Origin of the sequence: Burkholderia sp. 9120 (assembly GCF_000745015.1) — a bacterium.
Lineage (GTDB): Bacteria > Pseudomonadota > Gammaproteobacteria > Burkholderiales > Burkholderiaceae > Paraburkholderia.
In genome coordinates, this window is the sequence record NZ_JQNA01000002.1 from 5,949,447 (window position 1) to 5,974,627 (window position 25,181).

At 63.0% G+C, this 25,181-nt stretch carries 21 protein-coding genes; 9 read left to right on the forward strand and 12 right to left on the reverse strand.

The annotated features are described in order from the left end of the window. Nucleotides 1–104: 104 nt before the first annotated feature. Nucleotides 105–458, reverse strand: a complete 354-nt coding sequence (locus FA94_RS34465; RefSeq protein WP_035560292.1) for a YciI family protein — start codon at nt 456–458, stop codon at nt 105–107. Nucleotides 459–757: 299 nt separating this feature from the next. Here FA94_RS34465 and FA94_RS34470 point away from each other — a divergent pair, with 299 nt between their 5' ends. Then, nucleotides 758–2,719, forward strand: coding sequence for a carboxypeptidase-like regulatory domain-containing protein (locus tag FA94_RS34470; protein ID WP_035560294.1), 1,962 nt, complete (start codon nt 758–760; stop codon nt 2,717–2,719). A gap of 116 nt (nt 2,720–2,835) precedes the next feature. On the opposite strand, the gene FA94_RS34475 is transcribed toward FA94_RS34470, so the two are convergent. After that, nucleotides 2,836–3,774 carry a carbon-nitrogen hydrolase family protein gene (locus FA94_RS34475; RefSeq protein WP_035563974.1) on the reverse strand — a complete coding sequence of 313 codons (939 nt, stop codon included), beginning with the start codon at nt 3,772–3,774 and terminating at the stop codon, nt 2,836–2,838. Nucleotides 3,775–3,855: 81 nt separating this feature from the next. Here FA94_RS34475 and FA94_RS34480 point away from each other — a divergent pair, with 81 nt between their 5' ends. Both FA94_RS34480 and FA94_RS34485 read left to right on the forward strand, forming a co-directional pair. After that, nucleotides 3,856–4,785 carry a LysR substrate-binding domain-containing protein gene (locus tag FA94_RS34480; protein ID WP_035560297.1) on the forward strand — a complete coding sequence of 310 codons (930 nt, stop codon included), beginning with the start codon at nt 3,856–3,858 and terminating at the stop codon, nt 4,783–4,785. A 37-nt stretch (nt 4,786–4,822) separates the two neighbouring features. Beyond that, entirely contained in the window at nt 4,823–5,110 is a 288-nt protein-coding gene (locus tag FA94_RS34485) for a hypothetical protein (RefSeq protein WP_035560301.1), read from the forward strand. 42 nt (nt 5,111–5,152) lie between these two features. Here the strand turns inward: FA94_RS34485 and FA94_RS34490 are convergent, their stop codons facing one another. Then, nucleotides 5,153–5,497, reverse strand: a complete 345-nt coding sequence (locus FA94_RS34490) for a hypothetical protein (protein WP_035560304.1) — start codon at nt 5,495–5,497, stop codon at nt 5,153–5,155. Nucleotides 5,498–5,995: 498 nt separating this feature from the next. On the opposite strand from FA94_RS34490, the gene FA94_RS34495 reads away from it, so the two are divergent. Beyond that, nucleotides 5,996–6,706, forward strand: a complete 711-nt coding sequence (locus FA94_RS34495; RefSeq protein ID WP_035560307.1) for a lysophospholipid acyltransferase family protein — start codon at nt 5,996–5,998, stop codon at nt 6,704–6,706. Nucleotides 6,707–6,800: 94 nt separating this feature from the next. Here FA94_RS34495 and FA94_RS34500 read toward each other — a convergent pair whose 3' ends face one another. After that, nucleotides 6,801–7,088 (reverse strand): hypothetical protein, encoded by a 288-nt coding sequence (locus FA94_RS34500; protein WP_035560309.1) that lies wholly within the window; start codon nt 7,086–7,088, stop codon nt 6,801–6,803. A gap of 222 nt (nt 7,089–7,310) precedes the next feature. Further along, nucleotides 7,311–7,865, reverse strand: a complete 555-nt coding sequence (locus FA94_RS34505; protein WP_035560312.1) for a fasciclin domain-containing protein — start codon at nt 7,863–7,865, stop codon at nt 7,311–7,313. A 153-nt stretch (nt 7,866–8,018) separates the two neighbouring features. Between FA94_RS34505 and FA94_RS34510 the strand changes: the two genes are divergently transcribed. The 3 genes from FA94_RS34510 (at nt 8,019) to FA94_RS40040 (ending at nt 12,442) form a co-directional block, all read left to right on the forward strand. Beyond that, on the forward strand, nt 8,019–8,297 hold the full coding sequence (locus FA94_RS34510) for a hypothetical protein (RefSeq protein ID WP_051981084.1): 279 nt from the start codon (nt 8,019–8,021) through the stop codon (nt 8,295–8,297). A gap of 217 nt (nt 8,298–8,514) precedes the next feature. Next, a complete protein-coding gene (locus FA94_RS34515; RefSeq protein ID WP_051981086.1) occupies nt 8,515–11,724 on the forward strand; it encodes a sensor domain-containing protein in 3,210 nt (1,069 codons plus the stop codon). Between the two features lie 76 nt (nt 11,725–11,800). Further along, entirely contained in the window at nt 11,801–12,442 is a 642-nt protein-coding gene (locus tag FA94_RS40040) for a hypothetical protein (protein ID WP_035560315.1), read from the forward strand. 123 nt (nt 12,443–12,565) lie between these two features. Here FA94_RS40040 and FA94_RS34525 read toward each other — a convergent pair whose 3' ends face one another. Both FA94_RS34525 and FA94_RS34530 read right to left on the reverse strand, forming a co-directional pair. Continuing rightward, entirely contained in the window at nt 12,566–13,039 is a 474-nt protein-coding gene (locus FA94_RS34525; protein WP_035560317.1) for a hypothetical protein, read from the reverse strand. 867 nt (nt 13,040–13,906) lie between these two features. Then, nucleotides 13,907–14,179, reverse strand: a complete 273-nt coding sequence (locus FA94_RS34530; RefSeq protein ID WP_035560322.1) for a DUF1488 family protein — start codon at nt 14,177–14,179, stop codon at nt 13,907–13,909. 566 nt (nt 14,180–14,745) lie between these two features. Here FA94_RS34530 and FA94_RS34535 point away from each other — a divergent pair. Beyond that, nucleotides 14,746–15,219 (forward strand): GNAT family N-acetyltransferase, encoded by a 474-nt coding sequence (locus tag FA94_RS34535; RefSeq protein ID WP_035560325.1) that lies wholly within the window; start codon nt 14,746–14,748, stop codon nt 15,217–15,219. A 38-nt stretch (nt 15,220–15,257) separates the two neighbouring features. Continuing rightward, nucleotides 15,258–15,608 (forward strand): DOPA 4,5-dioxygenase family protein, encoded by a 351-nt coding sequence (locus tag FA94_RS34540; protein WP_035560328.1) that lies wholly within the window; start codon nt 15,258–15,260, stop codon nt 15,606–15,608. Between the two features lie 39 nt (nt 15,609–15,647). On the opposite strand, the gene FA94_RS34545 is transcribed toward FA94_RS34540, so the two are convergent. From FA94_RS34545 to FA94_RS34565, 5 genes are all read right to left on the reverse strand, one after another. Beyond that, entirely contained in the window at nt 15,648–15,962 is a 315-nt protein-coding gene (locus FA94_RS34545) for a high-potential iron-sulfur protein (protein ID WP_035560331.1), read from the reverse strand. Nucleotides 15,963–16,093: 131 nt separating this feature from the next. Next, nucleotides 16,094–20,992: a response regulator gene (locus FA94_RS34550; RefSeq protein ID WP_035563983.1), complete on the reverse strand. Its 4,899-nt coding sequence runs from the start codon at nt 20,990–20,992 to the stop codon at nt 16,094–16,096. Between the two features lie 361 nt (nt 20,993–21,353). After that, on the reverse strand, nt 21,354–22,076 hold the full coding sequence (locus tag FA94_RS34555; RefSeq protein WP_035560334.1) for a PepSY-associated TM helix domain-containing protein: 723 nt from the start codon (nt 22,074–22,076) through the stop codon (nt 21,354–21,356). Further along, nucleotides 22,073–22,756, reverse strand: a complete 684-nt coding sequence (locus FA94_RS34560; protein WP_035560337.1) for a Fe2+-dependent dioxygenase — start codon at nt 22,754–22,756, stop codon at nt 22,073–22,075. The genes FA94_RS34555 and FA94_RS34560 overlap by 4 nt, the downstream gene beginning before the upstream one ends. A gap of 72 nt (nt 22,757–22,828) precedes the next feature. Beyond that, nucleotides 22,829–25,033 (reverse strand): TonB-dependent receptor, encoded by a 2,205-nt coding sequence (locus FA94_RS34565; RefSeq protein WP_035560340.1) that lies wholly within the window; start codon nt 25,031–25,033, stop codon nt 22,829–22,831. Between the last annotated feature and the right edge of the window lie 148 nt (nt 25,034–25,181).

Consider the following 25,181-nt stretch of genomic DNA (forward strand, 5'->3'; position numbering starts at 1 on the left):
GGCGGCTCCTTACTCACACGACGAGTAACCCGCCACCGGATCGACAGACGAACCGGCATGCCAGGGAAAACCCCAAACCAAAGAACGGCAGCGAGGCGAATCGCCTACATGAAGCACGGCCCGAGCTTGCGGACCTCAACCGTGCACCACGAGGCCGCCGGGCAGGCCTCGGCGATCGCCACGGCTTCTTCGCGGGTGTCGCAATTGAGCAGGAAGAAGCCGCCGATCATTTCCTTGGCTTCGGCGAATGGGCCGTCGAGCAGTTTCGGCTGGCCGTCGCGCACCTGGACGCGCACGGCGTCGTTCAACGACGTGAGCGATTCGACCGCCAGCAATTTGCCGCGCTCTTTCAGGTTCGTGGCGTAACGCACCATCTGATCGTAGACTTCGCGCCCAGCGGCTTCACCGCGTTCGACGCGCTGATTGGTGGGTTCGACGATGAGCAGCATGTAAGACATGGCGTCTCCGATTAATCGCCCCGCCGGCATGAACGCCCGGCAGACGGATGGCGGCAAAGGTCGCGCTTGCGGCGAGTGTGGGCAGCCAGTCTAACAAGCGTGAAAGACTCCGGCAAACCCCATCCGGCACGGGAACCGCAGCCGCTCGTGGCCTTTACGAGGACTCGTAATATCCGCGGCGCATAGGGATTTACTTTTGCCATGCGACACGGTAACGACGCTTTGAAGTATTCTCCGAACTCGTTAAAGTCGGCCGGCAAAAACAAACGACTCCAATAATCAGAGCATCGGGGAACCTCATGTATCGATCGTCAGTGCGCACCGCTCTCGCGGCCGCCGCAGCTTTGGCCCTTTTCCAGCTCAGCGGTTGCAGCGGCGGCGGCGGTTCCAGCACCGCCTCGTCGGGCACGCAGACTGTCACCGCCGGCTCGGTCAGCGGCACGGTCGCCTCCGGCAGTCCGCTCGTCGGGGCCAACGTCACGCTCATCGACGCGACCGGCACGAAGGTCAGCACGACCAGCGGCGCGCAGGGCGCGTACACGATCGCCGTGAAGGGCCTGACCGCGCCGTTCGTGATCGTCGCCACCGACGCCGCCGGGCTCTCCTCGCCGCTCGTCTCCGTGCTCGCCAGACTGCCCAACGGCACGGCGCCGGCGGTCGCCAACGTGACCACGCTGACCACCGCGATCGCCGCAATGCTGACCGCCTCGGGCAACCCGATCGACCTCACGGCGAGCACGGCGCTCGCCCAGGTGACGCTGCAGCAGGTGCAGATCGCCACTATCACGCTCGACACGATCCTGACGAACCTCCTCGCGCAGAACGGCATTCAGGCGGCGGGCTTCGATCCGATCGGCACCGCCTTCACGCCGAACCATACCGGCGCGGACGCGGTGATCGATTCGGTGTTAGTCGCGAGCGCGCCGAGTGGCGGCCTGTCGCTGGCTTCGAACGCGGCGCCGGGTACAACCTTGTTGCTGAACAAGCAGACCGGCCTGTCGACCATGCTTGCCGCGCCGCCTGCCGCGGCCAATTATCTGGAGCCGCTCGCCACGCTGCTCACGGCCTGCGCCGCGTCCGGCACACTCAACACGTCCTGTTCGCCGGCGATCGACGCCGCGTTCGTGGAGAACGGGTCAAACGACCTCGCCACCGGCCACAACCTGCCGGACGCGCTGTTCACCGGCGCGGTGTTCGGCTCGCCGAAGACGCTGGCGTTTCTCACGCGCAACGGCAAGCAGATGGCGTTCGTGCAGTTGCCGTTCACGCTCGCGAGCGGCAACATCGGCGGCGTGCTGTACACCTTCGTGCAACAGCTCGCGACGCCGGTCACGCTGGCCAACGGCACGCAACTCGGTTGGGATCTGATCGGCAATCAATCGCAATTCGCCGTGTCGATCAATTCGCAGATCGCGCGCCGCACCTTCCTCGATACGCGACTCGCCGACGTCAATCACTACGAGTCCGGTCTCACGATTTCAATTCCGGGCGCGTTGAATCCGACGGTGTATTCGGCGTCCGTCACCGGACCTGGGCTCGCCGCGCCGGTCTGGCTGATGCCGCGCAACGCGGTGGGCAACAGCTTGCTGGGGATCTCGGATACGCCGCTCAACGCCGCGCCGGTCTCGCCTGCCGTGACCAACAGCAACACGTCGTTGTACCGTTGGTCATGGCAATCGCTGTCGTCGACGGCGAGCTTCGCGCCGCCTGCGTCGACCGGCTATTACGCGTCCCAATCGATCGATGCGAGCACGGTGCCGCCCTTTGCCACTTACACGGTCACGTTCTACGACAAGAACGGCGCGCTGCTCGGCCAGTCGTCGGTGGTCAACCCGGGCAGTCCGCTGAACGCGACGGCGGGCGGCACGGTCGCATGGCCCTCGCTGCTGCCGGACTTCGCGACGCAATTCCTGACGCCGGGCGGCTCGCTGGCCGCGTCGCAGTACGCGATGAGCGTGACGTGGTCGAGCCTCGTGAACGGTCAGAATCTCGCGTATCCGGTGACGTCGGTGCAGATTCAGACGACCGGCATGGCCGCCGCCGGACCGTTCGACGTCGACGGCTTCTCCGTCGGCGCGCCGAACAACACCACGTTCGGCCAGTATCAGACCACCGTCAGCGCCGGGATCAATTCGCTCGGCGTGCAGACTTGCGTGAACTGCCAGTTCACGCCGCTGCAGACCGGCAATTCACGGCTCGTGCAGTTGAGCGGTGCGCAGAGTGGGATTAGCTATTACGACATCACGCGGTATAACGACTAGCGTGTGATGTGATCGCCAGCTTGAATGGGCGATTGATTGCCGAACGTTAAAACGCCCCGCGAGGGGCGTTCTCGTTTGTCGGTGTCAGCGCATTGCGCGCTTCACCGGTTCGCGCGTCACGACCCGCGACGCCCGTCGTTGAACTCCACCGATCGTTTCTGCCGCTCATCGACGCTGAGCGCGAACACATCCGGCCGCGAGTAATGCCCCACGACGTCGAAGTCGTAACGCGCGCGAATCAGTTCGTCCGTGTCGATTTCCGCGACGACCAGACCCGTCTCGCCGAGCAACGGTCCGGCAAGAATATCCCCGAGCGGCCCGACGATCACGCTGCCGCCATTGATCAAACGACGGTTGTCATCCCAGTCGGGCACGCTGATACCCAACGCCTTGGGCGACGGCTGCACCTGGCATGCGCTGATCACGAAACAGCGTCCCTCATGGGCGATGTGGCGCATGGAGCATTGCCAGATCTCGCGTTCGTCGACCGTCGGCGCGCACCAGATCTGCACGCCCTTGGCGTACATCGCGGTGCGCAGCAGCGGCATGTGGTTTTCCCAGCAGATCGCGGTACCGAGACGCCCCACGCGCGAGTCGACGACGGGCAGCGTCGAGCCATCGCCTTGCCCCCAGATCAGGCGCTCGGTGCCGGTCGGCATCAGCTTGCGGTGTTTCGCGACCAGTCCGGCGCCCGGCTCGAAGAACAGCGCGGTGCAGTACAGCGTGTTACCGGACCGCTCGATCACGCCGATCACAATGGACGCGTCACATCGCGTGGAGAAGGCGGCGAGTTCGTCGGTCTCGGGGCCCGGCACATCGATCGCGTTGCGGAAGTAATCGGCGAACGCCTCGCGTCCTTCGGGCAAGCGATAGCCGAGACGCGTGCCGAAAATCTCGCCTTTCGGGTAGCCGCCCAGCAACGCTTCGGGCAACACGACCACGGACGCGCCCGTCGCCCGAATCTCAGCCTCATAGGCAAGGATGTTCTCGAGGGTGTCCTGCTTACGCTTGGGCGACGACCCGATTTGCAGCGCGGCGACTTTCGACCTGGACATGATTGATTGAACCGGTAATGGGATGTCCCAGATCTTGCGACCGTCATAGAATGAATGGAACGCCATTTCGAACTTTCTGATATGAACCGGAGTGATATCTCGGGCGTCGACCTGAACCTGCTGAAAATCTTCGAGGCGCTCTACGAGGAGGGCGGCGCGAGCCGGGCGGCCATTCGGTTGGATATGACGCAGTCGGCCGTCAGCGCGGCGCTCAGACGGCTTCGCAACCTCTATTCCGACCAGATGTTCGTACGCACCGGCCGCGGGCTGACACCGACCTCCCGGGCCAGCGAGCTGAAACCGCTGGTGAGCGAGGCGCTCGATAAATTCCGGCAGAGTCTCGCGATCGCCTCGCCGAACCCCACGGATTTTTCCGGTCGAGCGGTGGCAATCGGCATGTCCGACGATTTCGAACTGGCTATCGGCCGCAAACTCATGGCGCTCATGGCGAAGCGCGCGCCGGGTCTGCGCGTGATATTTCGCCAGACCTACAGCCAGATCGTCACGGACGCGCTGGCCAATCAGGAGATGGACCTCGCGATCACGTCGGGAGGCTTCTCGTTACGCGGCCTCAGCCGGCAGGTTCTGGGGAAAGGCCGCTACGCTTGCCTCGTCGACCCAGGCAGCCTGCGGGGCGGCCCCGCCACGATTTCGCTCGATGACTTCGCGAACCGCGATCACATTCTGGTTTCGGCCGGCGGCGTGGTCGGGATCGTCGACGAGATGCTGGCGAGCGTCGGACGCAAACGCCGGGTGGCGGCATCGACCACGCATTTCGCGGGGCTTCCGTATCTGCTGAAGGGTAGCGAGGCGATTGCCACGATCCCGACGCACGCCGCACACGCTATCGCAGGTATGACGGGGCTTCTGTTGTTGCCCTGCCCGCTGGCGCTACCGGAATATCCGATCGAGGTGGGTTGGCGAATCAATGCGCTGCGCGACACGGCGGTCGCCAAAGTTCAAGCCGCGCTAGCGGAATGCTTCGACCCGGCGCACGTCAAACTGGCGTGAGGCGAACACGCTGGCATTGATGAAGGAGACGAAAACCATGGACCACGCTGCTTTTCTCGTTGCCATCCGGCAACTGTGCGCTGCGGCCGACATCGCCGCTAAAGCGGGACCGCAGGACCTCAGGTTCGACGCGTTCCAATCGCTCGCGTTGTTTCGTCGATACGACGATGCCGGACTCAGCCGAGCGTCGTCATCGGCATCGACATCCAATGACGAGTTGTTCCTGCGCACCGCCGAAGCAGCGCTGACGATGGCGGGACGCAACGAGTTTCCCGCGTCGCTCGCGCTGCTTGAGCAGGCTAAGTCGCTGCTACATGCAACATAGAAGCCACGGCGACGAGCGTGAGTCGAAGCCGCGGCGCTCCGCTCACAGCGCTTCGTGGCAAAGCGCCATCATCCGTTGGACCATCGTGCTCGATTCGTTGAGTTCCATCTCGCTGGTGAACAGCGCGTTCACGCTGGACAGCCGAACGGCGACCCCGGCCTCAAGCAGGTCCTGCCGGGCAATCTTCAACGCGAGCTGGCCGATCCGCACCCGGTCCAGCCAGTCCATCTTCAAGCTGTTTTTATGCAGCCACTGACGGCAGATCCGCACGACATGGTCCACCCGCCATTCGTTGGTCAGCGCGTAGGACGCCGCCGCAATCGCGACGAGAAGACACAGCAAGTCGGGGCGCGCACTGTCGCGCTCGTTGAATTCAGGTTTGATCATGTCTATCGGTGTGTCGATTGCGTTTAAGCAAACCCGCACATGCGGGCAAACACAGGCAAATCAATCGCGCATGATTTACCCCCTTTTTCCGGGGCCCGACAGAGCAAGGGCCACCGAGCCGTGCAACAAAATCATACCAACCCCGCGCTTCACCATCCGGTTGACGTGTCTATACCGCCCGGGAGGCAACCCGACTCGACAGGCTGATTTCCTCAAGCATGAAGGCGGTATAAATGATAGAAGCAGGTGAAAGAAGCGGGGGGTGGTATTGCAGGTTGCGGGAAGCGGCGCATGAGTTGTTATGATGGCTGGCTTCGTGGGATTGTCCCATCGATAAACGCATGACGCCCCGCGAGGGGCGTTTTTATTGATCAGTTAATGTTGCGTTCAAGCTCCGGCCGGCCGCTCCAGCCCACCGGCCGAACGTATCGCCCCTGTCGTGGTCTCACCGGGTTACGGTGAAATCGTTCCACCGTCCACCCTCCCACTCGAATCCCGATGCGCGCAACTTTCACTAAATGGCTGTTCATTGTCTACCTGCTCGGTAGCGGGACGCTGTATTCAATGATCATCCTGCTGTTGTTTCCGTTCGTCGGACGGGCCGGGCGATACTGGCTCGCCAAACAATGGTGCCGTGCGCTGGTGTTCGTGATGCGTTGGCTGCCCGGCGTGTCATGTTCGATCGAAGGGCTTGAGCATCTTCCCGCCGGCCCCGCGATCATCTTGTGCCGTCATGAATCGACGTGGGAAACGCTCACGTTCATGGCGCTCTTTCCGCGCCGCGTCAGCTTCGTTTTCAAAGAAGACCTGCTGCGCATTCCGTTTTTCGGCTGGGTGCTGCGTGGCCTCGATATGGTCAGCCTGAACCGTGGCTCCGCACGCCAGGCGCATCAGGCGGTGACGCAGGAAAGCGCCGAGAAGCTGGCGAAGGGCGACGTCATCGTGATCTTTCCGGAAGGCACACGTGTGGCGCATGACGCGCCATTGCGCTTGACCTCGGGCGGCGTTCGCCTCGCGTGCGCGACCGGTGTGCCGGCAGTTCCCGTGGTGCTGAATGCGGGCAAAGTGTGGCCGGCGAAAGGCTGGCCTACCGGGCGCGGACATATCCGCGTGGTGGTCGGACCCGCGTTCTCATCGCAAGAAATGTCGCAACAGGATTTGAGTCGCGCCGTTCACGAGTGGATGAAAAACGAATTGCAACAGCTGTGATGATTTTTTTGAGTCTGGATCAACCGCGCGCCGACAGTCGCGACGCCGGTCGCAATTAATCTGCGGCGCCCGGCGTTCGCGTTCTGTTCGACACTCATTGCGCAGCTTTGGCGGTCTTCGTAGTGTCGTTAGCCGGCATGCCAGACATGCCGGTATCCGTCATGCCCATCTCGCTTTTCATGCCGCCGCCCGGCACGGTGCTCCACGGGCTGTTCACCGGCTCGCCGTGATACGTCATACCGGCGGTCGCCGCGCCATGCGCGCCGCCGCTGCCATTGCCGCCATTTCCATTGCCGCCGGCTTGCGCGAATGTCGCGGCGCACGCACAGACTGAAACGACAGCGACGCGGGCCAACAGGACTTTCAAGGTGTTCTTTTCCATGATGATTCTCCGGCGATTTCGACGCGTGCAGGTGTACGCGTCGAGTTTTCATAGACCGCTAAAGGCTGACTGATTGCACAGCGGCTAAGCGCAAGCAGTTGCTCGAAGCTGGACAGGACAGACGTTGCGACTTCCAGATTCGGGACATACGGTTGAGTCGTGGCGCGGCACCGAAAATGACACTCGTGGCATCCGGCTTTTTCGCGCTCGACGCCTGTCTCGTCACTTCGGCATCAACACCTTGTCGACCACCATGATCACGCCGTTGCTCTGGGTCACGTCGTAGGTCGAAATGTCCGCTGTGTGGCCGCCGGCATCCATCACGACGATGTTGTGCGGGCCGTTCTCGGTGAATGTCAGCGCTTCGCCGTTGACTGTTTTCAACTCGGCCTTGCCGCCGCCGGCTTTGATCGCCGCGTCGAGTTTGCGGAAGTCATAGCGGCCCGGAATCACGTGGTACGTGAGGATGCTGGTGAGCATCGCCTTGTTTTCCGGCTTGACGAGCGTATCGACCGTCCCGGCCGGCAACGCCGCGAAGGCCTCATTCGTCGGTGCGAACACGGTGAACGGGCCCGGGCTCTTCAATGTGTCGACCAGCCCCGCGGCTTTGACCGCGGCAACCAGCGTGGTGTGATCCGCCGAGTTGACCGCGTTGTCTACGATGTCCTTGCCCGGATACATCGCCTGACCGCCCACCATGACCGTATCGCTAGCGGCGAAGGCGCCCGATACGGCAGTCGACAGTGCAACGGCGGCAAACATAGTCTTGTAGTTCATTGCCTACTCCCCCTGAGTCGCCATGCTTGATTGCCTGGCACGAACTCATATACGGGGATCTGCCGCGATTGGATTCGACTCGCCGCATGTCATGCTTTGTCACAATCGCTTGCTATACAGGTGAGGCAATCTGCGTAGGAGATCGATTTGCCCATGCGAAAGTCAGCCTTGCACGTCGAAAGTCCGGCGAAACATCCGTTTGAGAGCTGTTTCGTCGACCTTGGCGGCCACTCGGCGGAACGGGCGCTGTCGGCGCTCACCGCGGCGGTCCATGCGGCCCAGCGAGAGATGAACGCGTTCGTCTGGCTGGAAGAAGCGTTGCCCGGTGCAACCCTGAAGCCCGCGCTGGCGTTCGGGACAGTCGGCGAGCTCTACCGGTCGTACACGCGACCAGCCGAATTCGGGCGACTGAAACAGGTCTGGCGAGCCTGATCCGGGGCTCGACCCGCGCTGACGGTTCCGCGCGGTGCAAAGATGACGTCCGTCTTCGCGACGGCGCGCGTTAACGTTTGCGCGCTCATCCTGGCGCGGTTTGCGTGCGCTCACCTCGGCGCGGGCGACGCTTCGTATTTCTTCGTAATCTTCGTAATACTCAAGAACTTCGCTCCGCAGGCCGTTATCCCGTCGATAGACGGACTCGAGGCCATCCATGGTAAAGCCGCATCCCAACCGCACGCATAGCGGACCGTCGAGACGACGCGACACCACCAGCTTTGCCGGGCTGGCATTGCATCGCGATCTCATCGGCAAGGCTTTTACGGCCATTGTCGTCGCGTTCATTCTCTCCGCGATCGGCCTGAATACCTTTCTGGCGCGCCGGCAGACGCACGAGCAGGAGAATTCCGTCGGCACGCTGCATGAGTGGGGTCGCCTGAAGCGCGACCTCGATCAGGTTCAGCAGACCATGCTGGACGATCACGGCGAACTGAACACGTTGATCGGCACCCGCGCGTTTTATAAGCGCGCGCCGTACTTCTTTCCCATGGCGACGTTGCTCGATCTGACCAACGACGCCCGTTCAGGCTGCCATAGTAGTCAGGACTGCCTGTCACGGCTGGACGAGCTCGACGATCTGATGCGCAAGCTCGGCGAGCACAGCCAGGCGTTGGCGATACGCGTCAACGCACGGCCGGGCAGCGTCAGCCTCGGCGATCCGGAACTCAGCGAAATCGACGCGTATTTCTACAGCGTGCTCGAACATGTGGTCGATGTGCGGATGGAAGCGGACGCTACGCTCGATTCCGTCGTCAGCAAATCGTCGTCGGACTCGAAGTGGGTGTCCAACGCGCTGCTGGTCAGCGGCTTCACGGCCGCGGCGTTGTTGCTGGTGCTGCTGCGCTGGAATGCCCGCATCGCGCGACGGTTGCGTGCTGCGTTGCGCCTGGCTGATTCCGCGCGCGCCCGCTATCAGCGCTTCTTCGACGAACATCCGTTGCCGATCTGGATCTACGACAACGAGTCGCTCAGGCTCGTCGCGGCCAATGGCGCCGCACAGCGCAGCTTCGGCTATCAGGAAGAGGAACTGCTCGACATGTCGCTCGAAGACGTCCATTCGGCGGATGAGTTCGGCCGTCTCAAGACGTTCTTCGAATCGAATTCCGGTGCGACCTTCGGTGAAACTCGCGCAGCCGGTGTATGGCACTACCAGACCCGCGCCGGCGAGCAAAAGTCGATGGCGGTTCATCACCTGAACGTCGCGTTCGAAGGCCGCGCGTCCACGATGGCCGTCATGGTGGACGTCACGCTCGAACTGGTGGCGCGCGCCGAACTGTTCGAATCGAAGCAGACGCTCGAGTACGTACTCGACCATATTCCGCAAGGCATCGCGTGGAAGAACGCGAAACATCGCTATGTCGGCGGCAACGAGATTTACGCGCGCGACGCAGGGTTGTCGTCGCGAGAAGCGCTGATCGGACTCAGCGATCACGATCTGCTGTGGGGCACCGACGCCAATGTCGCTCAGGACGAAGACGTCCGCGTCATGTCCGGCCAGTTGACCCGCCGCCATTTCGAACGCAGCGCCATTGCAGTGAACGGCTCCGAAGTGTGGATTTCGGAAACCAAGCTGCCGCTCAAAGACCAGAACGGCAACATCGTCGGCGTGCTGATCGCCTATGACAACATCACCGCGCGGCGCAATGCGGAACTCGTGCTGCGCCTGCAGGGCCGCGCCATCGACGCCAGCATCAACGGCATCGTGATCGCGGAAGTCCGCCCCGAGCGCAATGTCGTGATGTTCGCCAATGCGGCGTTCGAGCGCATTACCGGTTACTCGTCCGCCGATGTGACCGGCTCGGATTGCGATTCGTTGTTCCAGCTAACCGGCGATCCGCAGAAATGGGCCGAGGTGCGCGCCGCGCTGGATCATCACACTGAGGCCAACGTCACGCTGGCCTGTTTCCGCAAGAACGGCGAGCGGTTCTGGAACAACGTGCTGGTGGCGCCGGTGCGCGACGAGCAGGGGCAGGTCACGCATCACGTGGGCGTTATGAGCGACGTCACCGCGCTCGTCGAATATCAGGCTCGTCTCGAACACCAGGCGAAATACGATGTATTGACCGAACTGCCCAATCGCACGCTACTCGACGAGCGTCTGTGTGAAGCGATCAAACGCGCGTCGGACGCGGGCAGTCAGGTCTCGGTCATGTTCCTCGATCTCGATCGCTTCAAGGAGGTCAACGATTCGCTCGGTCACCGGGTGGGCGACACCTTGCTCGCCAGCGTGGCGAGGCGGCTGCAACGGCTGGTGCGCTCCACCGACCTGGTGGCACGCTACGGCGGCGACGAGTTCATCATCGTCGCCGCGCGCGCGAGCAGCGAGCAACTGGTGCCCATGCTCGAACGCCTGATCGCCGCGATGACGGAACCGTTCTACGTCGGCGAACGGGAGCTGTACGTGGAAGCCAGCGTCGGCGTCAGCACCTTCCCGCAAGACGGCGCGGACGCCGACACCTTGATCCGCAATGCCGACGCGGCGATGTACCTCGCGAAGTCGCGCGGCCGCAACGGCTACCAGTTTTACCGGCCCGAACTGAATCGGGCAGCCGCAGAACGCCTGCAACTGTCCACCCGGCTGCGTCGTGCCGCGAAAACGAAGTCATTGCAGGTCGCCTACCAGCCGCAAATCGACATGGTGACGGGACGCATCTTCGGCGCCGAAGCGCTGCTGCGCTGGCACGATGCGGAACTGGGCGTGGTCTCGCCCGCAGTGTTCATTCCGATCGCCGAGGAAACCGGCCTGATTCAAGGGATCGGCGAGTGGGTGTTGCGGACCGCCTGCGAGCAGACGAGCCAATGGCGGGCGCAGGGGCTGCCGCCGATCCGCGTGTCGGTGAATGTCTCGCCGGTTCAGCTGGAACGCTCCGATCTGGTCGGCGTGGTGCGCGCCGCGTTGCACGACAGCGGCTGCGACGCGGACATGCTCGAACTCGAAGTGACGGAAGGCGCGCTGATGCGCAACGCCGACGACGCCGCGCGCGTGCTACACGATCTGCGCGAGCTCGGCGTGAAGATCGCGATCGACGACTTCGGCACCGGCTATTCCAGCTTGAGCTATCTGCAACGCTTCAGCGTGGACCGGATCAAGATCGACAAGGTGTTCGTCCAGGAGATCGGCAGAGGGACGGAATATGAAGCGCTGACGCTCGCGGTGATCGCGATTGCCGAAGCGCTGAAGTTCGATGTGATTGCCGAAGGCGTCGAGACCGATGTGCAGCGCGGCTTTCTGGTCGAGCACGGTTGCAGCGAAGGACAGGGCTTTCTGTACAGCGCCGCGGTTTCGGGCGACGCTATCGCGGGCATGCTGCGCTCCGCGGCGGCCCAGGCCGATCTCAGTCAGCAAGGGGAGTATGCGGACTGACTGGTAACGCTTTGCCTTGGGGACACACCAGATAACCGTATATACTGTTTATACCATTATTACCGTGGAGTGCCCTATGAACGCACCGATCACCGCGAAGCCGACCAGAAAAGCTTTTCATTTCCCGAAGAATCCGGACACGCAAGACGCGGTTAGCGCCGAGCCGGAAGAGGCTTCGGTTGCGGCAAAACCCGCAGCAACCAAACCGTTTGCAGCGCGAAAGGCCGCGAAGACCAAACGTGCTTCGGCGAGCGCTGCGCCGGTAGCGGCCGCTGAAAAACCGGCGAGCACCAAGTCGGCCAAGCCGGCTTCGGCAAAGAAGGCGCCCAAAGCAAAACGTGCGACGGCTACGGCCAGCGCCTCACCGGTAACGGCGGCTGAAAAACCGGCCGACACCAAACCGGCCGCGACGAAGAAAGCCGCCAAAGCCAAGCGCGCCGTTGAGCCGAAGGTGGAAAAAATCGCCGCGCCGGTCGAAGCCAAGCCGAAGCGTGCGAAGAAGGACAAGGTCGTGCGCGACAGCTTCACGATGCCCAAATCGGACTATGAAAAAATCGCTTCGCTGAAGCAGAAATGCCTCGACGCCGGCGTCTCCGTCAAGAAGAGCGAGTTGCTGCGTGCCGGACTGTTGATGCTCGAAGCCGCCGCACCCAAGCGTTTGCTGGCCGCCGTGGCGGCAGTCGAAGCGGTGAAGACCGGTCGGCCCGTCAACGAATAAGCGCCCGCGACTCACGCGAAACACGTAGGGCTTTCGGACACCGCGACCATTCACTCAGTCCGCTGTTTCGTCAGCCCTACGAGATGCAATCGCACAACGCTGCAACAGCAACACGGCATCGTTTCAGAGCGTGGCTTCCGCGATAGCCTGGACCTGCGCGGAGCGCATCAGGCCTTCGATCATCCGCGCTTCCGCGCTCGCGATCTCGCTCAACGACGCCACGGTCAGTTGCCCGTCCAGGATCGCCAGCGCCGTGCAGAGACGCGCGTAGTCGCTGTCTTCGAGCGCCCAGCTACCCGTCTCGTGTTCGCGGGCGTCGAGCCGCACCATCGCCGCATGGGCGCTTTCAATTTCGGCGATAAGGTCTTCGCCGAGGCCGAGCCGCGCCAACTCTTGCGACACCAGCAAATGCCGGCTCAAAGTGAGATGCAAATCCCGCGAACCCTGACCGCGCCGGAACGCGTCGAGGGCGGTATAGCACTGCATCAGCATCGCCGCCGTCACCGGCTCGTGGGCCGTGCGGCTGAAGGTCAATGCACGCAGCAGCGGCGACATGGCCGATTGGTGGTGCTTGCGGACTCGCGACTTATTGGACATAACGGTTCAACCTCCATCACTAACTCTCGGCTTCGCCACCGAATGATCGTGCTCTCCGGTGGCAAACGCCGCCGATTTTTCCGGCGGCCTGACAGGCCCTTAATGCGAGTCTGTGAAGCCATCATGGCAAGCGACTATTAAGACAGACTTAAACACCCGAACGGCGGGTTGAGCTGCGGCATCCTGCCGCCCTACCTGCTCGCTGCCGGCAACCGGGCGCGGCATTAATTCAACGCTCGCATATCGGTTCGAACTCGCGGAATACAAGTCACGCCGCGTGCCGTCGACGAAAAAAAACCCTGTTCCCGCAAAGGAACAGGGCCGGACAGGATGGAACAGTCGCACATGCGCGTGGATGCTTGCGGACCTCTAACCATCAAAGCTAAAACGCTGTTGCTACTTCAACTGCTACTGCAGAAGCGGTTGCTGCATCACATCAACATTTACTGCTGGAACTGCCACTACGTGAACATCTGCTGCAAAAACCGTCGCTACTGACCTACCACTCAATCGCCGCCGGGTCCCTCGCCTTCAACACCACCTGGCCGCAACCCCCTGCTACTTCGCGCGCTTATCGCACTGCTGCGCGCCGTTTTCCATTGCTTCGACTTCCTGCTGCGTTACTGCCCTGCCGCGTTCGACAACCGCGGCACACTGCCATCAACGGTACGGTTCAAAACAACGCGGGGGGAGACCGCGTCGATGGGCTCGGTGATTTGTCGCGCCATGGAAAACAGTTTATGTGAGCCGTTGCGAATGCAATTGGGCGAAGCGAGGGGAATTGGCGGCCTAATTTGGCGAATCGGCGTAACACAGATTCAAACACCGATTCGAGCGCAAATTCGTCAGACGGAACCGCGATAGCCGTCAGCCGCGCGCGACGAAATCGCCGATGGTCAGCAGGACTTTTTCGCCCGGCCGCGCGAGCATCTTTCTTTCCGCGACCGCGGTAATGCGTTGACGGCCGTCCGCGAACGTCTTCAGAATGCGCGCCTCACCCGCGCCGCGTTGCAGCCAGAAATGCTGCTCCAACGCTTCACGTGTGACGGCGCATTCGAGGTCCCGGCCTCGCGTCGAAAGCTGGAAAATCACCGCGCGTCCATCTGCCGAGACACTGGGTTCAAACTCGATAATCTCCATAGCCCACCTCGCAATGTTCGTTAAGCCGTTCGCCGTCTTGAACGAATGACAGCGCATAAAACTGAATGGAAACGCAGGCCCGGCGTTCCGTTATGTCGACTCATCCCATCCGCGCGGTTCTGTCGCCACGATCGCCGCACGCGCCGGCACCCACGCGCAATGCCGTGGTCAATGAATCCGTGTCGGGTGAAGACGTGCGTCGGTGGTTCGACGTTTGGCGCGCGCGGTGTCGAACCCGCGTACACCAATCCGCGGCTTAGGCAAAAGCAAAGCCCATGCCAATAAACACCAAAGCGTCTGTGCTGAACCCGGCGAGCGCGACTCACACGGGCCCGGCCGAGCGTGCGACCCGCCTCGCGAGCCGCAAATGCCGACCGCGCCTGATGCCGCGCGCCGTACATCGCGCCGATGGATGTCGGCGCCGACCATACGCTTATCGCGCCGACAACGTCGCTGAAGCAGAAAGTTGAAAAGCCGAAACGTCGCAGCATGGTAAAAAAGCGCAGCACACGCGACAATTCACAGCCATTCTTACCTGCGGCGTGTGCGCCGCCAACGCTCTCCACATGTCTGTTCAAGAACCCGTCCTCACCTTGCGTCCCGCGACACACGCCGACGAAGCCTTTCTATTCGAACTGCGCAAAGCCACGATGACGGAGCATCTGATCCGCGCCGGCGAACCCACGGACGACGCCGCCCATCGCGCGCGCCTGCTGCATCGCTACGACGCGGCGCAGGTGATTTGCATCGACGGCGCGCCGGCCGGCTTGCTGAAAGCGTATCGCACCGACACCGAGTGGGTCGTCGTGCAAGTTCAAATCGCGCCGGCGCAGCAAGGGCGTGGCATCGGCGAACGCGCGCTGCAATCGGTTTTGCGGATCGCGCAGACCGATGCGCTGCCCGTCACGCTCAAGGTGCTCAAAGGCAATCCGGCGAAGCGCCTGTATGATCGTCTCGGCTTCGAGATCGACGGCGAAGATGAGATGCAGTTTTACATGCGATACGCGCCACGCGCGTCGGCGGAAACTGAAGCAGAATAAATGTCGGATAAAGACTGAACCTCACCACGGACCCTGTCATGAACCTTCGCGACACCTCAGCCATAGAGAGCTGGCACGCCCACATCTATTTCGACGCGAGCAGCCGCGACGCCGCGTGGGCCTTTCGCGAGATCGTGGAAGCGCACTGGAACGGCAAGCTGGAATTGGGCCGCTTTCACGAGCGCCCGGTTGGGCCGCACCCTATGTGGTCGTACCAACTCGCGTTCGCGCCCGAGCATTTCGCGGAACTGGTCGGCTGGCTCACGCTGAATCACGGCGCGCTCGACGTGTTCCTGCACCCGAATACGGGTGATTCGTTAAGCGATCATCGCGACGCGGCGGTATGGATCGGCCGTTCGCATGAGCTGGTATTGAGCGCGTTGGGGTAACGGCTAAACCGCGGCTCAAAACCGCGGCCCCAAAGCCCGTCACATATTCGAATACGAATCGCACCAGCCGCGTGCGGCGACCTGCTTGTCGCCGAACAGCGTGCAGCCGCCGTAGGTATCGGTGGCTTTGCCCTGAAACAGCGAACAGTTGCCGCAATTTTGTCCCGCCGCGTAGCCGGGATATTTCGCCTTGTCGACCTTCGAGGCGTCTGCTTTATAGCCGACGGCTTGCGCCTTCGGGTCGGTTTCGCTGAGCGTGTTCGCGGGGTCGGCCAACGCGACGCCGGACAGAACGAGCGATGAGCCGACGCCCACGCTGAGCCTCAACAGAAATTGGCGGCGCGATGTTTTCATGATGATCCGATAGGAAGTGGGGGACTCACTTCAAGCGCGACGATTCTAGCGCGAGCCGCCGCTTTTCCGCTGGCAGGCCGGCATGTCGGCACGTCGGCACGCCCTTCTGGCAAGCCCCCAGCGTGACCCGCCTAGCTCAGCGGCGTTTTCAGCGCATCGATCAGATCCAGCATTTCGTAGGGCTTGCGCAGCAGCATTGCGTGCGGCAACACCTTGCGCTGTTCCGGCGTCAGCACGAGGTCGTAACCGGTCAGAAAGATCACCCGCAGATCGGGCCGTTCGCGACACACGTCCAGCGCCAGCTCCACGCCCGATTTGCCCACCAGCCCCACATCGGTCAGCATCACGTCGATTGCGTGGTCGCGCAGCAGTTGCTTCGCTTCACGCTCGCCTTCGGCCTCCAGAATGTCGAAATCAAACGTGCGCAGCAATTCGGCCGTACTCACGCGGATCAGCTCGTCGTCTTCCACCAGCAAAATCCGCGGCCGCGCGCTCGCGGCAAAACTGTCGGCGCTATCCGCCGCGAGCGGCGGGTCGACCTCCAGAAGATGCCGCTCCGCTTCCGCAATCTCGGCCGCTTGCGGATTCTGCGTCTGCAGTACATAGCGGACTTTGCGCGCCAACGCCTCGTGCGTGTACGGCTTGCTGAGCAATTCAATGCCTTCGTCGAGCCGCCCGGAATGCACGATCGCGTTATCCGTATAGCCCGACGTGAACAGCACCGCGATCGCCGGCAGCCGCTCGCGCGCCTTGCGCGCAAGTTCGGTGCTGCGCAGCGCGCCGGGCATCACCACGTCGGTGAACAACATGTCGATCGGCACGCCGCTTTCGACGATCGCCAGCGCGCTCTGCGCGTCTTTCGCCTTCAGCACGCGATAGCCGAGATCGGACAGCATTTCAACCACGGTGGTACGCACTTCCTCGTCGTCCTCGACCGCCAGGATCGTTTCCGTGCCGCCCTTTGCCGGGCCGGCGTCGATATTGGTTTCGAGATCCTCTTCCTGGCGCACACGCGGCAGATAAACGCGAATGGTCGTGCCGTGCCCTTCTTCGCTATAGATCTTCACGTGGCCGCCGGACTGCTTGACGAAGCCGTACACCATGCTCAGGCCCAGACCGGTGCCCTGACCTTCGGGCTTGGTCGTGAAGAACGGCTCGAAGACGCGCTCGCGGATTTCCGCCGACATCCCCGCGCCGGTATCCGTGACCGCGAGCATCACGTACTGGCCTGGCGTGACCTCGGCGTTACGCTTGGCGTACGCGTCGTCGAGCGCGGCGTTGCCGGCCTCGATCGTCAGCTTGCCGTGGCCGCTCATCGCGTCGCGTGCATTGATCGCGAGATTGAGCAGCGCGTTTTCGACCTGGAATGGATCGACCAGCGTGTTCCACAAGCCACCCGACACGATGGTCTCGATCTCGACGCCGTCGCCCAGCGCGCGCCGCAGCATATCGTCGAGTCCACGCACGAAACGGCCGAGATTAACGACCTTCGGCGCGAGCGGCTGACGCCGTCCGAACGCGAGCAATTGCGACGAGAGATTAGCGCCGCGCGCCACGCCCGCCAGTGCATTGCGCACGCGTTGCTCGGCTTTCTCCGCGCCCGCGACGTCTTTCGCGAGCAGTTGCAGATTGCCGCCGATCACCTGCAGCAGATTGTTGAAGTCATGCGCGACGCCGCCCGTGAGCTTGCCGATCGCCTCCATCTTCTGCGCCATGCGCAACGCTTCTTCGGCGTGACGCAGCGCCTCGGTGGTTTCCTTGTCGGCGGTGACGTCGCGGCCCACGCCGTGAATTCGTGCGGTGTCGGGATCGAGCGCGAGTGTCCACGCGACCCAGCGCCAGGAGCCGTCGATCCGCTTGAAGCGGTTCTCGTAGCGCACCGGCACGCCGGTGCGGCGCAGTTCGGCCAGATGCGCGGCGACGACCTCGACGTCGTCCGGATGCACCAGATCGACGTACGAGCGCGACAGCAGCCAGTGCCTGTTGTGACCGAGCGCCGTACTCCACGACGGACTCACGCGCTGCAAGCGGCCTTCTATATCGGCCACCACCAGCAGATCCTCGCTCAACTCCCACAGACGATCACGGTCCGCCACCGTTTCGATCACGCGACGTTCCAGCGTCTCGTTCAGATCGCTTAGCGCGTCCTGCGCCTTGGTGCGCTCGGCGATCTCGGTTTGCGCGGCCTGATAGAGACGCGCGTTGTCGATTGCAATCGCCGCCTGCGCGGCGATACCGGTGACGATCCGCTCGGCGCGTTCGGTGAACACGCCGGGTTCTGGATGGCCGAAGAACAACCCGCCCACCACTTCGCCGCTACGCGACTGCACCGGTGCGGCCAGATAGCTGCGCACCTTCAGATGGCCTTCCGGCGTGCCGCTATGCGGCGCGTTGTGGCCGTAGCGCGGGTCCTGCGTGATGTCGTCGACGCGCACGATCCCCGCGCCGCTGAACGTGGGCGCGAACACCGCCGTGTTGCGCGGCATCGGAAAGCGGTCGAAGGTTTCTTTCGGCACGCCGGACAGCGTGTCAAGCGTGTAGCTGCCGCCGTGGTCGTCGAGCACGTTGTAGAAAAACGAGCCGAACGCGGCGCCGGTGAGTTCGGTGGCCGCGTCGGTCACGATCTGCACCGCGCGGCTCAGATCGAGTTCAGCCGCGACTGTCGAGCCCACGCGATTGAGAATTTCCAGCGTGCGCGATTCCTCGCGCAGCTTCATCTCGGTCTCGCGACGCAAGCGGGCCAGTTGCAAATTGCCGGCTACGCGAGCCAGCAATTCACGGGCGGAAAACGGCTTGGTCAGATAGTCGTCGGCGCCGTGCTCGATACCGTCGACGCGCGATTCTTCCCCCGCGCGGGCGGACAGCATCAGCACCGGCGTATCGCGCAACACGGGATCGGCACGCAATTCACGCAGCAGACCGAAACCGTCGAGGCGCGGCATCATCACGTCGGACAGCACCAGATCCGGCGGCGCCGCGCGCGCGGCGTCGAGCGCGGCCTGGCCGTCGGCGGCGAGCTGCACGTCGTGGCCTGCCGCGCGCAGAATCCGGCTCATGTACTCGCGCAAATCCGCGTTGTCGTCGACCACCAGCAGACGCGCGGCAGTCGCCGGCGCCGCGCCGGAACCTGTCGTGTCACCAAACTGGGTGGCGGCAACCGGCGCGTCCGCGAGAATTTCGTTCTCCGGACTCCAGCGCAAAGCCGCGTCGACATACGTGCGCGCGTGCTGGCTCATCGCGGCATGCACGGCTTCGTCTTCGGCCTGAGCCGGCACGGCGCCGCGCGGCAGCGTGACCGTGAAGCACGCGCCTTCGCCGAGCACGCTGTCCACTTGCACCGTGCCGCCATGCAGCTTGACCAGCTCCTGCACCATCGCGAGCCCAATGCCGCTGCCTTCGACCGAACGGCCCGGCGCGCCCGCCACGCGGTGAAAGCGCTCGAACAGGCGCGGCACTTCTTCTGCCGCAATGCCGATGCCGGTATCCGTCACGCTGATCGCGACACCTTCGCCTTCAATCGCGCGCACCGTCACCCGGATCGTGCCGAAGAACGTGAACTTGTACGCGTTCGACAGCAGGTTCATCACGACCTTTTCCCACATCTCGCGGTCGAGTTGCACGACCACGGGCGCGGCAGGAATCTCCATCTCGAGCCGCAGGCCAGCCGCCTCGATCGCGGACTGGAACAGCGACGCGAGTTCAGCCGTGAAGGCGGCGACATCGGTAGGCAGCGGGCGACTCTGAATGCGCCCCGCCTCGATCCGCGAAAAATCCAGCAGCGCGTTAACCAGCTTCAGCAGACGCAAGCCGTTGCGATGCGTGATCTCGATCAGCGCGCGGTCGTCGATCTCGTTGCTGCCGCCGGGCGCTGCGTTTGCCGCGCTTGCCTCCCGTTGCGGTTTGGCGAGCAATTCTTCGAGCGGACCGAGCATCAGCGTCAACGGCGTACGGAATTCGTGACTGATGTTGGAGAAGAACGTGGTCTTCGCGCGGTCGATTTCGGCCAGCGCCTCCGCGCGCCGCCGCTCTTCTGCATAGGCCTGCGCGTAGCCGATCGCCGCGCCGATCTGGCCGGCGGTCAGGTTCAGAAAGCTGCGGTAAGCGTCGTCGAACAGGCGGCAAGGGTTCAGACCGGCGATCAGCACCACGGCTTGTGTCGTTTCGCTGCCCGGCGAGACCGGCAAAATCACGGCCTGCTCGGGCGCGATATGCCATGGACCGCGCGGCGCCTCGGTGCCGAAGTGCTGCGTCAAGCCCCGCACCATTTGCGGAACCTGGATCTTCAATACGTCGGCGACGGGCCACGCCGATTGATTCGCGAGACTGAGCGATGCAGGCGCCACCGGATGACCCGGCTCGACACCGCTCGACGCGACGAGCGTGGCCGTCTCGCTGCCGGGTTCGGCGGCGTACAGCAACGCGAAAGGAATGTCCTGCTGATTCGACTTCAACGCACGCGCGCTCAATTCGCACGCCTCGCGCCAGTCGCGGCCGTCGGGGCTGACCGCCGCCAGTTCCTTCAATAGCGCCAGTTGGCGTTCGCCGACCACGCGCAGCGTGTCGTCGCTATTGGCGCAGAGAATGCCGCCGGGCTCGCCGTCGTCGCCGGGAATCGGGCTGTAGGAGAACGTGTAATAGGTTTCCTCGGGGAAGCCGTTGCGCTCCATGATGAGGAACTGCTGTTCGACGAAAATGCCTTCGGTGCCGGTCATCGCGGTGTTCAGCAACGGCTCGATCTCGGTCCAGATTTCGCGCCACACCACGCGCGCGGGCTGACCGAGCGCCACCGGATGCTTGCCGCCAATGATCGACTTGTACGGGTCGTTGTAAAACTTGATGAGCTCGTCGCCCCAGCCGATCCAGATGGGTTGCCGCGAAGTCAGCATGATGCGGATCGCGAGCTTGAGCCCTTGCGGCCAGTTCTCCGGCGCGCCCAGCGCCGTCTGCGTCCAGTCGTAAGCGCGAATGAGCGCGCCGAGTTCGCCGCCGCCGGACAAAAACGGCGGTACGGCCTGGGAAGTCGACGGCATATCCGACGTGAAACTGTCCGGCTCTTTCAACGTGATCTCCTCGACACTGCGGTGTCACGATCGTGCGGCGCCCCGTTGCGGAGCGGGTGCCCGAGACGATGGACGGCGGGTGCAAAACGGCGCAATTATGCTAGCGCGATTCTCGCACGTCGCGAGCCGTCGGAGGAAGTCGAGAGGCGCCTTAACGCCTGAAGCAGCGGGGTTTTTGCGTCCCGGCGCGGGCCGCCGGACGGCACACTTCGCAAGGATGAAAGAGAGGGAGGGTTGGCGGCAAATTGCCGGTAAAACGTACTTCAACAACACGCACGGGCAAGGCGATCTTCCCGACCGAATCCTTGCCCACCGCGTCGTGAAATCAGGCCTACAGCAGCCCCACACAAACCGCCGCGACGATCGATCCGAGCACCAGCACAGCGCCCACCGTCTTGCGTTTGTTCAGCTCGGTCCAGAGCAGCACGCCGGTCAGCGACAGCAGAATGATGCTGCCCGCCAGCGTATCGATCAGCAGTACCCAGCCGACGCTCAAGCCGACGCCCTTGTGCAGATTCGTCAGCATCGCGAGAAACGTGTTGTCGCTGCGCTTGACCGTTACGTAGCCGTTGCCGACCCAGTACTCGGCCGACGTATTTTCATGCGGCGACGCGAAATTGAGTTGCCAATGCTCCGGCTGCACGACGCTGCGATCGCCCCACGCGACCGGATGCGACGGCTCTTTCTGCACGCGTCCCGGCGTGCCGGTCAGCTTCAATTCGTGCTTCAGCCATTTGCCCAACTCGCGCGGCGTTTCCGGCACAGGTTGCGGCAACGGCACTTGCATCGTCGACACTTGCGGCTCGCCGGTCGAGACCTTCAACGGCCCGCCGCGATGATTCAGCAAAAAGCCCGTGGTGCCGAACAGCAGCCCCAGCGCCGCGCCCCACAAACCGATCCAGCCGTGCACCTTGCGCAGCCATTTGACGAAGGTGGCGCGGCGCGAGCGCTGCTGCCGCGCCTTCAGTTCGCTGTCGCCGAGCCGCTGCGGCTCGCGCGCGGCGGGGTCGAGGCCCGTGGCCGGTTGAAGGTCGATTGCCTCGGGTACGCTCACGTTTCGCTCCAGGTACGCAACAGGTTGTGATAACAGCCGACGAGGCTGCGGCGCGCGGCATCGTCGGCATGGGTGGCATTGAGACGTTGAATCGCGGTGTCCATGTCGAACAGCAGCGCGCGCTGCGTGTCGCTGCGCACGAGGCTTTGCACCCAGAAGAAACTGGCGAGCCGCGCGCCACGCGTGACCGGCGTCACCTGATGCAGACTCGTGGCCGGATAAACGATCATGTCGCCGGCCGGCAGCTTCACCTGCTGCACGCCGTAGGTGTCTTCGATCACCAGTTCGCCGCCGTCGTATTCATCGGGCTCGGAAATGAACAGCGTCACCGAGACGTCGGTGCGCAGCTTCACGCCGTTGGGCAACACGCGCACCGCGCCGTCGACGTGACTGCCGAACGTCATGCCGCTCTCGTAACGATTGAAGAGCGGCGGGTACGCCTGGTTCGGCAGCACCGCGCTGATAAACAGCGGGTGCCGTTCGACCGCCGCGAGAATCACGTCGCCGAGTTCGCGCGCCAGCGGCGTGTGCTCCGCGATCTGCTGGTTGCGCTTGACCGGCGCGCCCTGATAGCCGGCGGTCGCGCGACCGTCGACCCAGGCGTCGCCAGCCTGATCGAGCCGCTCGCGCACGAAGCGCAATTGCTCGGCGTTCAGTACATTCGGAATCTGCAGCAACATAAGTGTTTCCTTGGCGTGGGCTTGCCGTTTTCGACCGAAAACGGCAAGCCTAACGCAACCGTTCGGCTTACATCAGAAGCGGTAGTCGAACGTGGCCAGCAGCGTGCGTCCAATACCCGGCACGGAGCGGCCGCCGTCCGATTGAATCAGACCGTCGTAGTACTGCTTGTTGGTCAGGTTCAGCAGGTTCAGGCGCACGTCGTATTTCTTCGCATGGTAAGCGGCGGTTGCATCCCAGCGCGTGTAGCCCGGCACCTGAACATAGTTCGTGTTCGACGCATAGCGCGGCGACATATACGTCGGGCCACCGCCAATTTCCCAATGCGGCGTGATCGCGTAGGTGGTCCAGAGCGTCAGCGTGTTGCGCGGCGTATTGGCCGGCGTGTGCCCTTGCGTCCCGTCGAGCGCCTTCAGGACCACGGCGTCCATGTACGTATAGCCGCCGAAGATCTGCCACTTGTCGGTGATGTGACCGGTGACGCCGGCCTGGAAACCGTCTACGCGAATATCGCCGTCGAGTTCGTATTCGGTCGGCGAAACCTGGGTGCGGGCGTTGGTCATTTCCTCGCGGAAGAACGCCGAATTCACCGACAGATTGCCGCCGAGCAGATCCCACTTGCCGCCCACTTCATACGACTTGGTCGACTCCGGCGCCAGATTCTGCGTGAGGTTGGTGACAGTCAACGCTTCGAGCGACGGGTCGAACGACGTGCCGTACGACACGTAGTACGACTGCCAGTCGGTCGGCTGATAAATCACGCCGGCGCGAACGCTGGTGAAGAAGTTGGTTTGACTCGCGTAAGCCGGCAGACTGATCGAGTTGTGGATCTGCGCCTGGAAGCGATCCCAACGCAAACCGCCAATCACCTTCCAGTGCTGACCGAGCGAAATGGTGTCGTTCACATAGCCGGCAATTTCATTCGAGCCGGAATTCGCGTAGTTGCCGACCGTCGTGGTGACACCCGCCGGCGAGGACAGATACGCCGGGTTCAGCATCGTCACGACCGGCAGGTTGTTACGCGTGTAGGCCTGATTCGAGTAGCTGTCGTGGCCGAGTTCGACGCCCGCGATCAGGTCGTGCTTGATCGGGCCGGTGTCGAATTTGTATTCGACCGTGGTGTCGTTGTACAGCGAGTGGTTCTCGATCACGCGGTCGTGGCTTTGCAACTTGATGAACAGTTGCGACGGCGACAAGCTCGTGAAATTGCCGTTGACCAGCGCGGTGCTGCTGGAAAGCGGACCCGTCAGCACCGATTGCGGCGCGGTTTCGCGCGCGTCGGTCAGGGAATGCGAGAACTGCGTCTGGTTGGTCAGCGTGAGCGCGTCGGAGAACTTGTGCTTGATCGCGGCGGTGAACGTCTGCACGTCCTGGATCGTGCGGTCGGTGGTCAGGCCGTAGAACGTGTTCTTCGGCACCGGCGACGGACGGCCGTTCAACGCTTGCACGCCGTAGTCGGGCATATCGTAGTTGTGCTGGATCAGCGCGGACAGCGTCACTTCGGTCGGCGTGCCGATCCCGAAACGCACCTCCGGCGCGATGCCGTAGTCCTTGTTCTTCATCTCGTCGCGCGTCGAGCCGAGGCTCTGGCCGAACGCGTTCAGGCGAATCGCCGCGGTGTCGGTCAGCTTATGGTTCACGTCGACGGTGCTGCGATAGCGGTCGTCGGTGCCGATCATTCCCGTGACTTCCGCCGAATCCTTCAGGTTCGCCTTCTTGCTGACCTGGTTGATCACGCCGCCCGTGGAGCCGCGGCCGAACAACATCGACGACGGACCGTACAGCACTTCGAGTTCTTCGAGGTCGAAGGTGTCGCGATAGTACTGGTTGCGATCGCGGAAGCCGTCGAGATAGATATCGTTCTGCGCGGTGAAGCCGCGCAGGTTGATGTTGTTGCCGATCTGGCCGCCTTCGGCGCCGCCGATCGTCACGCCCGGCGCATTGCGCAGCGCGTCCTGGAACGACGTGGCGCCTTGCGAAGCGAGCAAGTCTTTATTGATGACGGCAACCGTCTGCGGAATGTCGCGCAACGCGGTGGGCGTCTTCGCGCCGACATTCGATTTTTCCGCCTGGAAGTCCTGTTGTTCAGCCTGCGCCGCGACGCCGATGGTCGGCAGCGTGCCGCTGTCGGTGGCGGCAGTGGCGGCGCTCGCGTTTGCGGCTTTGCCGGTCGACGGCTGCGTCGTGGCTTGCGCGGCAGTCTGCGCGACGGCCGGGGTCGCGAAAGGAATGGCAAAGGCTAGCGCTAACGCGGTCGCAAGCGGCGTGTGGTTGAACATGGAAATCCCGTCGGAGGTGCACTTGCCGGATTCGCATGTCTTCGCATGCGATCAATGACAAAGCTGCATTTGGCTGGCTGCCGGTCTCCTGAGTGACGCAGAGACGACGGGATGGCTGGCTGATGGTTAAATGAGAATCGATATCATT

Coding starts and splice junctions, on each gene's coding strand:
- FA94_RS34475 (WP_035563974.1), bottom strand. CDS start 3,774: ATGTCCAGGTCGAAAGTCGCCGCGCTGCAAATCGGGTCGTCGCCCAAG.
- FA94_RS34495 (WP_035560307.1), top strand. CDS start 5,996: ATGCGCGCAACTTTCACTAAATGGCTGTTCATTGTCTACCTGCTCGGT.
- FA94_RS34505 (WP_035560312.1), bottom strand. CDS start 7,865: ATGAACTACAAGACTATGTTTGCCGCCGTTGCACTGTCGACTGCCGTA.
- FA94_RS34510 (WP_051981084.1), top strand. CDS start 8,019: ATGCGAAAGTCAGCCTTGCACGTCGAAAGTCCGGCGAAACATCCGTTT.
- FA94_RS34550 (WP_035563983.1), bottom strand. CDS start 20,992: ATGCCGTCGACTTCCCAGGCCGTACCGCCGTTTTTGTCCGGCGGCGGC.
- FA94_RS34500 (WP_035560309.1), bottom strand. CDS start 7,088: ATGGAAAAGAACACCTTGAAAGTCCTGTTGGCCCGCGTCGCTGTCGTT.
- FA94_RS34535 (WP_035560325.1), top strand. CDS start 14,746: ATGTCTGTTCAAGAACCCGTCCTCACCTTGCGTCCCGCGACACACGCC.
- FA94_RS34545 (WP_035560331.1), bottom strand. CDS start 15,962: ATGAAAACATCGCGCCGCCAATTTCTGTTGAGGCTCAGCGTGGGCGTC.
- FA94_RS34515 (WP_051981086.1), top strand. CDS start 8,515: ATGGTAAAGCCGCATCCCAACCGCACGCATAGCGGACCGTCGAGACGA.
- FA94_RS40040 (WP_035560315.1), top strand. CDS start 11,801: ATGAACGCACCGATCACCGCGAAGCCGACCAGAAAAGCTTTTCATTTC.
- FA94_RS34565 (WP_035560340.1), bottom strand. CDS start 25,033: ATGTTCAACCACACGCCGCTTGCGACCGCGTTAGCGCTAGCCTTTGCC.
- FA94_RS34540 (WP_035560328.1), top strand. CDS start 15,258: ATGAACCTTCGCGACACCTCAGCCATAGAGAGCTGGCACGCCCACATC.
- FA94_RS34490 (WP_035560304.1), bottom strand. CDS start 5,497: ATGATCAAACCTGAATTCAACGAGCGCGACAGTGCGCGCCCCGACTTG.
- FA94_RS34465 (WP_035560292.1), bottom strand. CDS start 458: ATGTCTTACATGCTGCTCATCGTCGAACCCACCAATCAGCGCGTCGAA.
- FA94_RS34480 (WP_035560297.1), top strand. CDS start 3,856: ATGAACCGGAGTGATATCTCGGGCGTCGACCTGAACCTGCTGAAAATC.
- FA94_RS34485 (WP_035560301.1), top strand. CDS start 4,823: ATGGACCACGCTGCTTTTCTCGTTGCCATCCGGCAACTGTGCGCTGCG.
- FA94_RS34560 (WP_035560337.1), bottom strand. CDS start 22,756: ATGTTGCTGCAGATTCCGAATGTACTGAACGCCGAGCAATTGCGCTTC.
- FA94_RS34525 (WP_035560317.1), bottom strand. CDS start 13,039: ATGTCCAATAAGTCGCGAGTCCGCAAGCACCACCAATCGGCCATGTCG.
- FA94_RS34530 (WP_035560322.1), bottom strand. CDS start 14,179: ATGGAGATTATCGAGTTTGAACCCAGTGTCTCGGCAGATGGACGCGCG.
- FA94_RS34470 (WP_035560294.1), top strand. CDS start 758: ATGTATCGATCGTCAGTGCGCACCGCTCTCGCGGCCGCCGCAGCTTTG.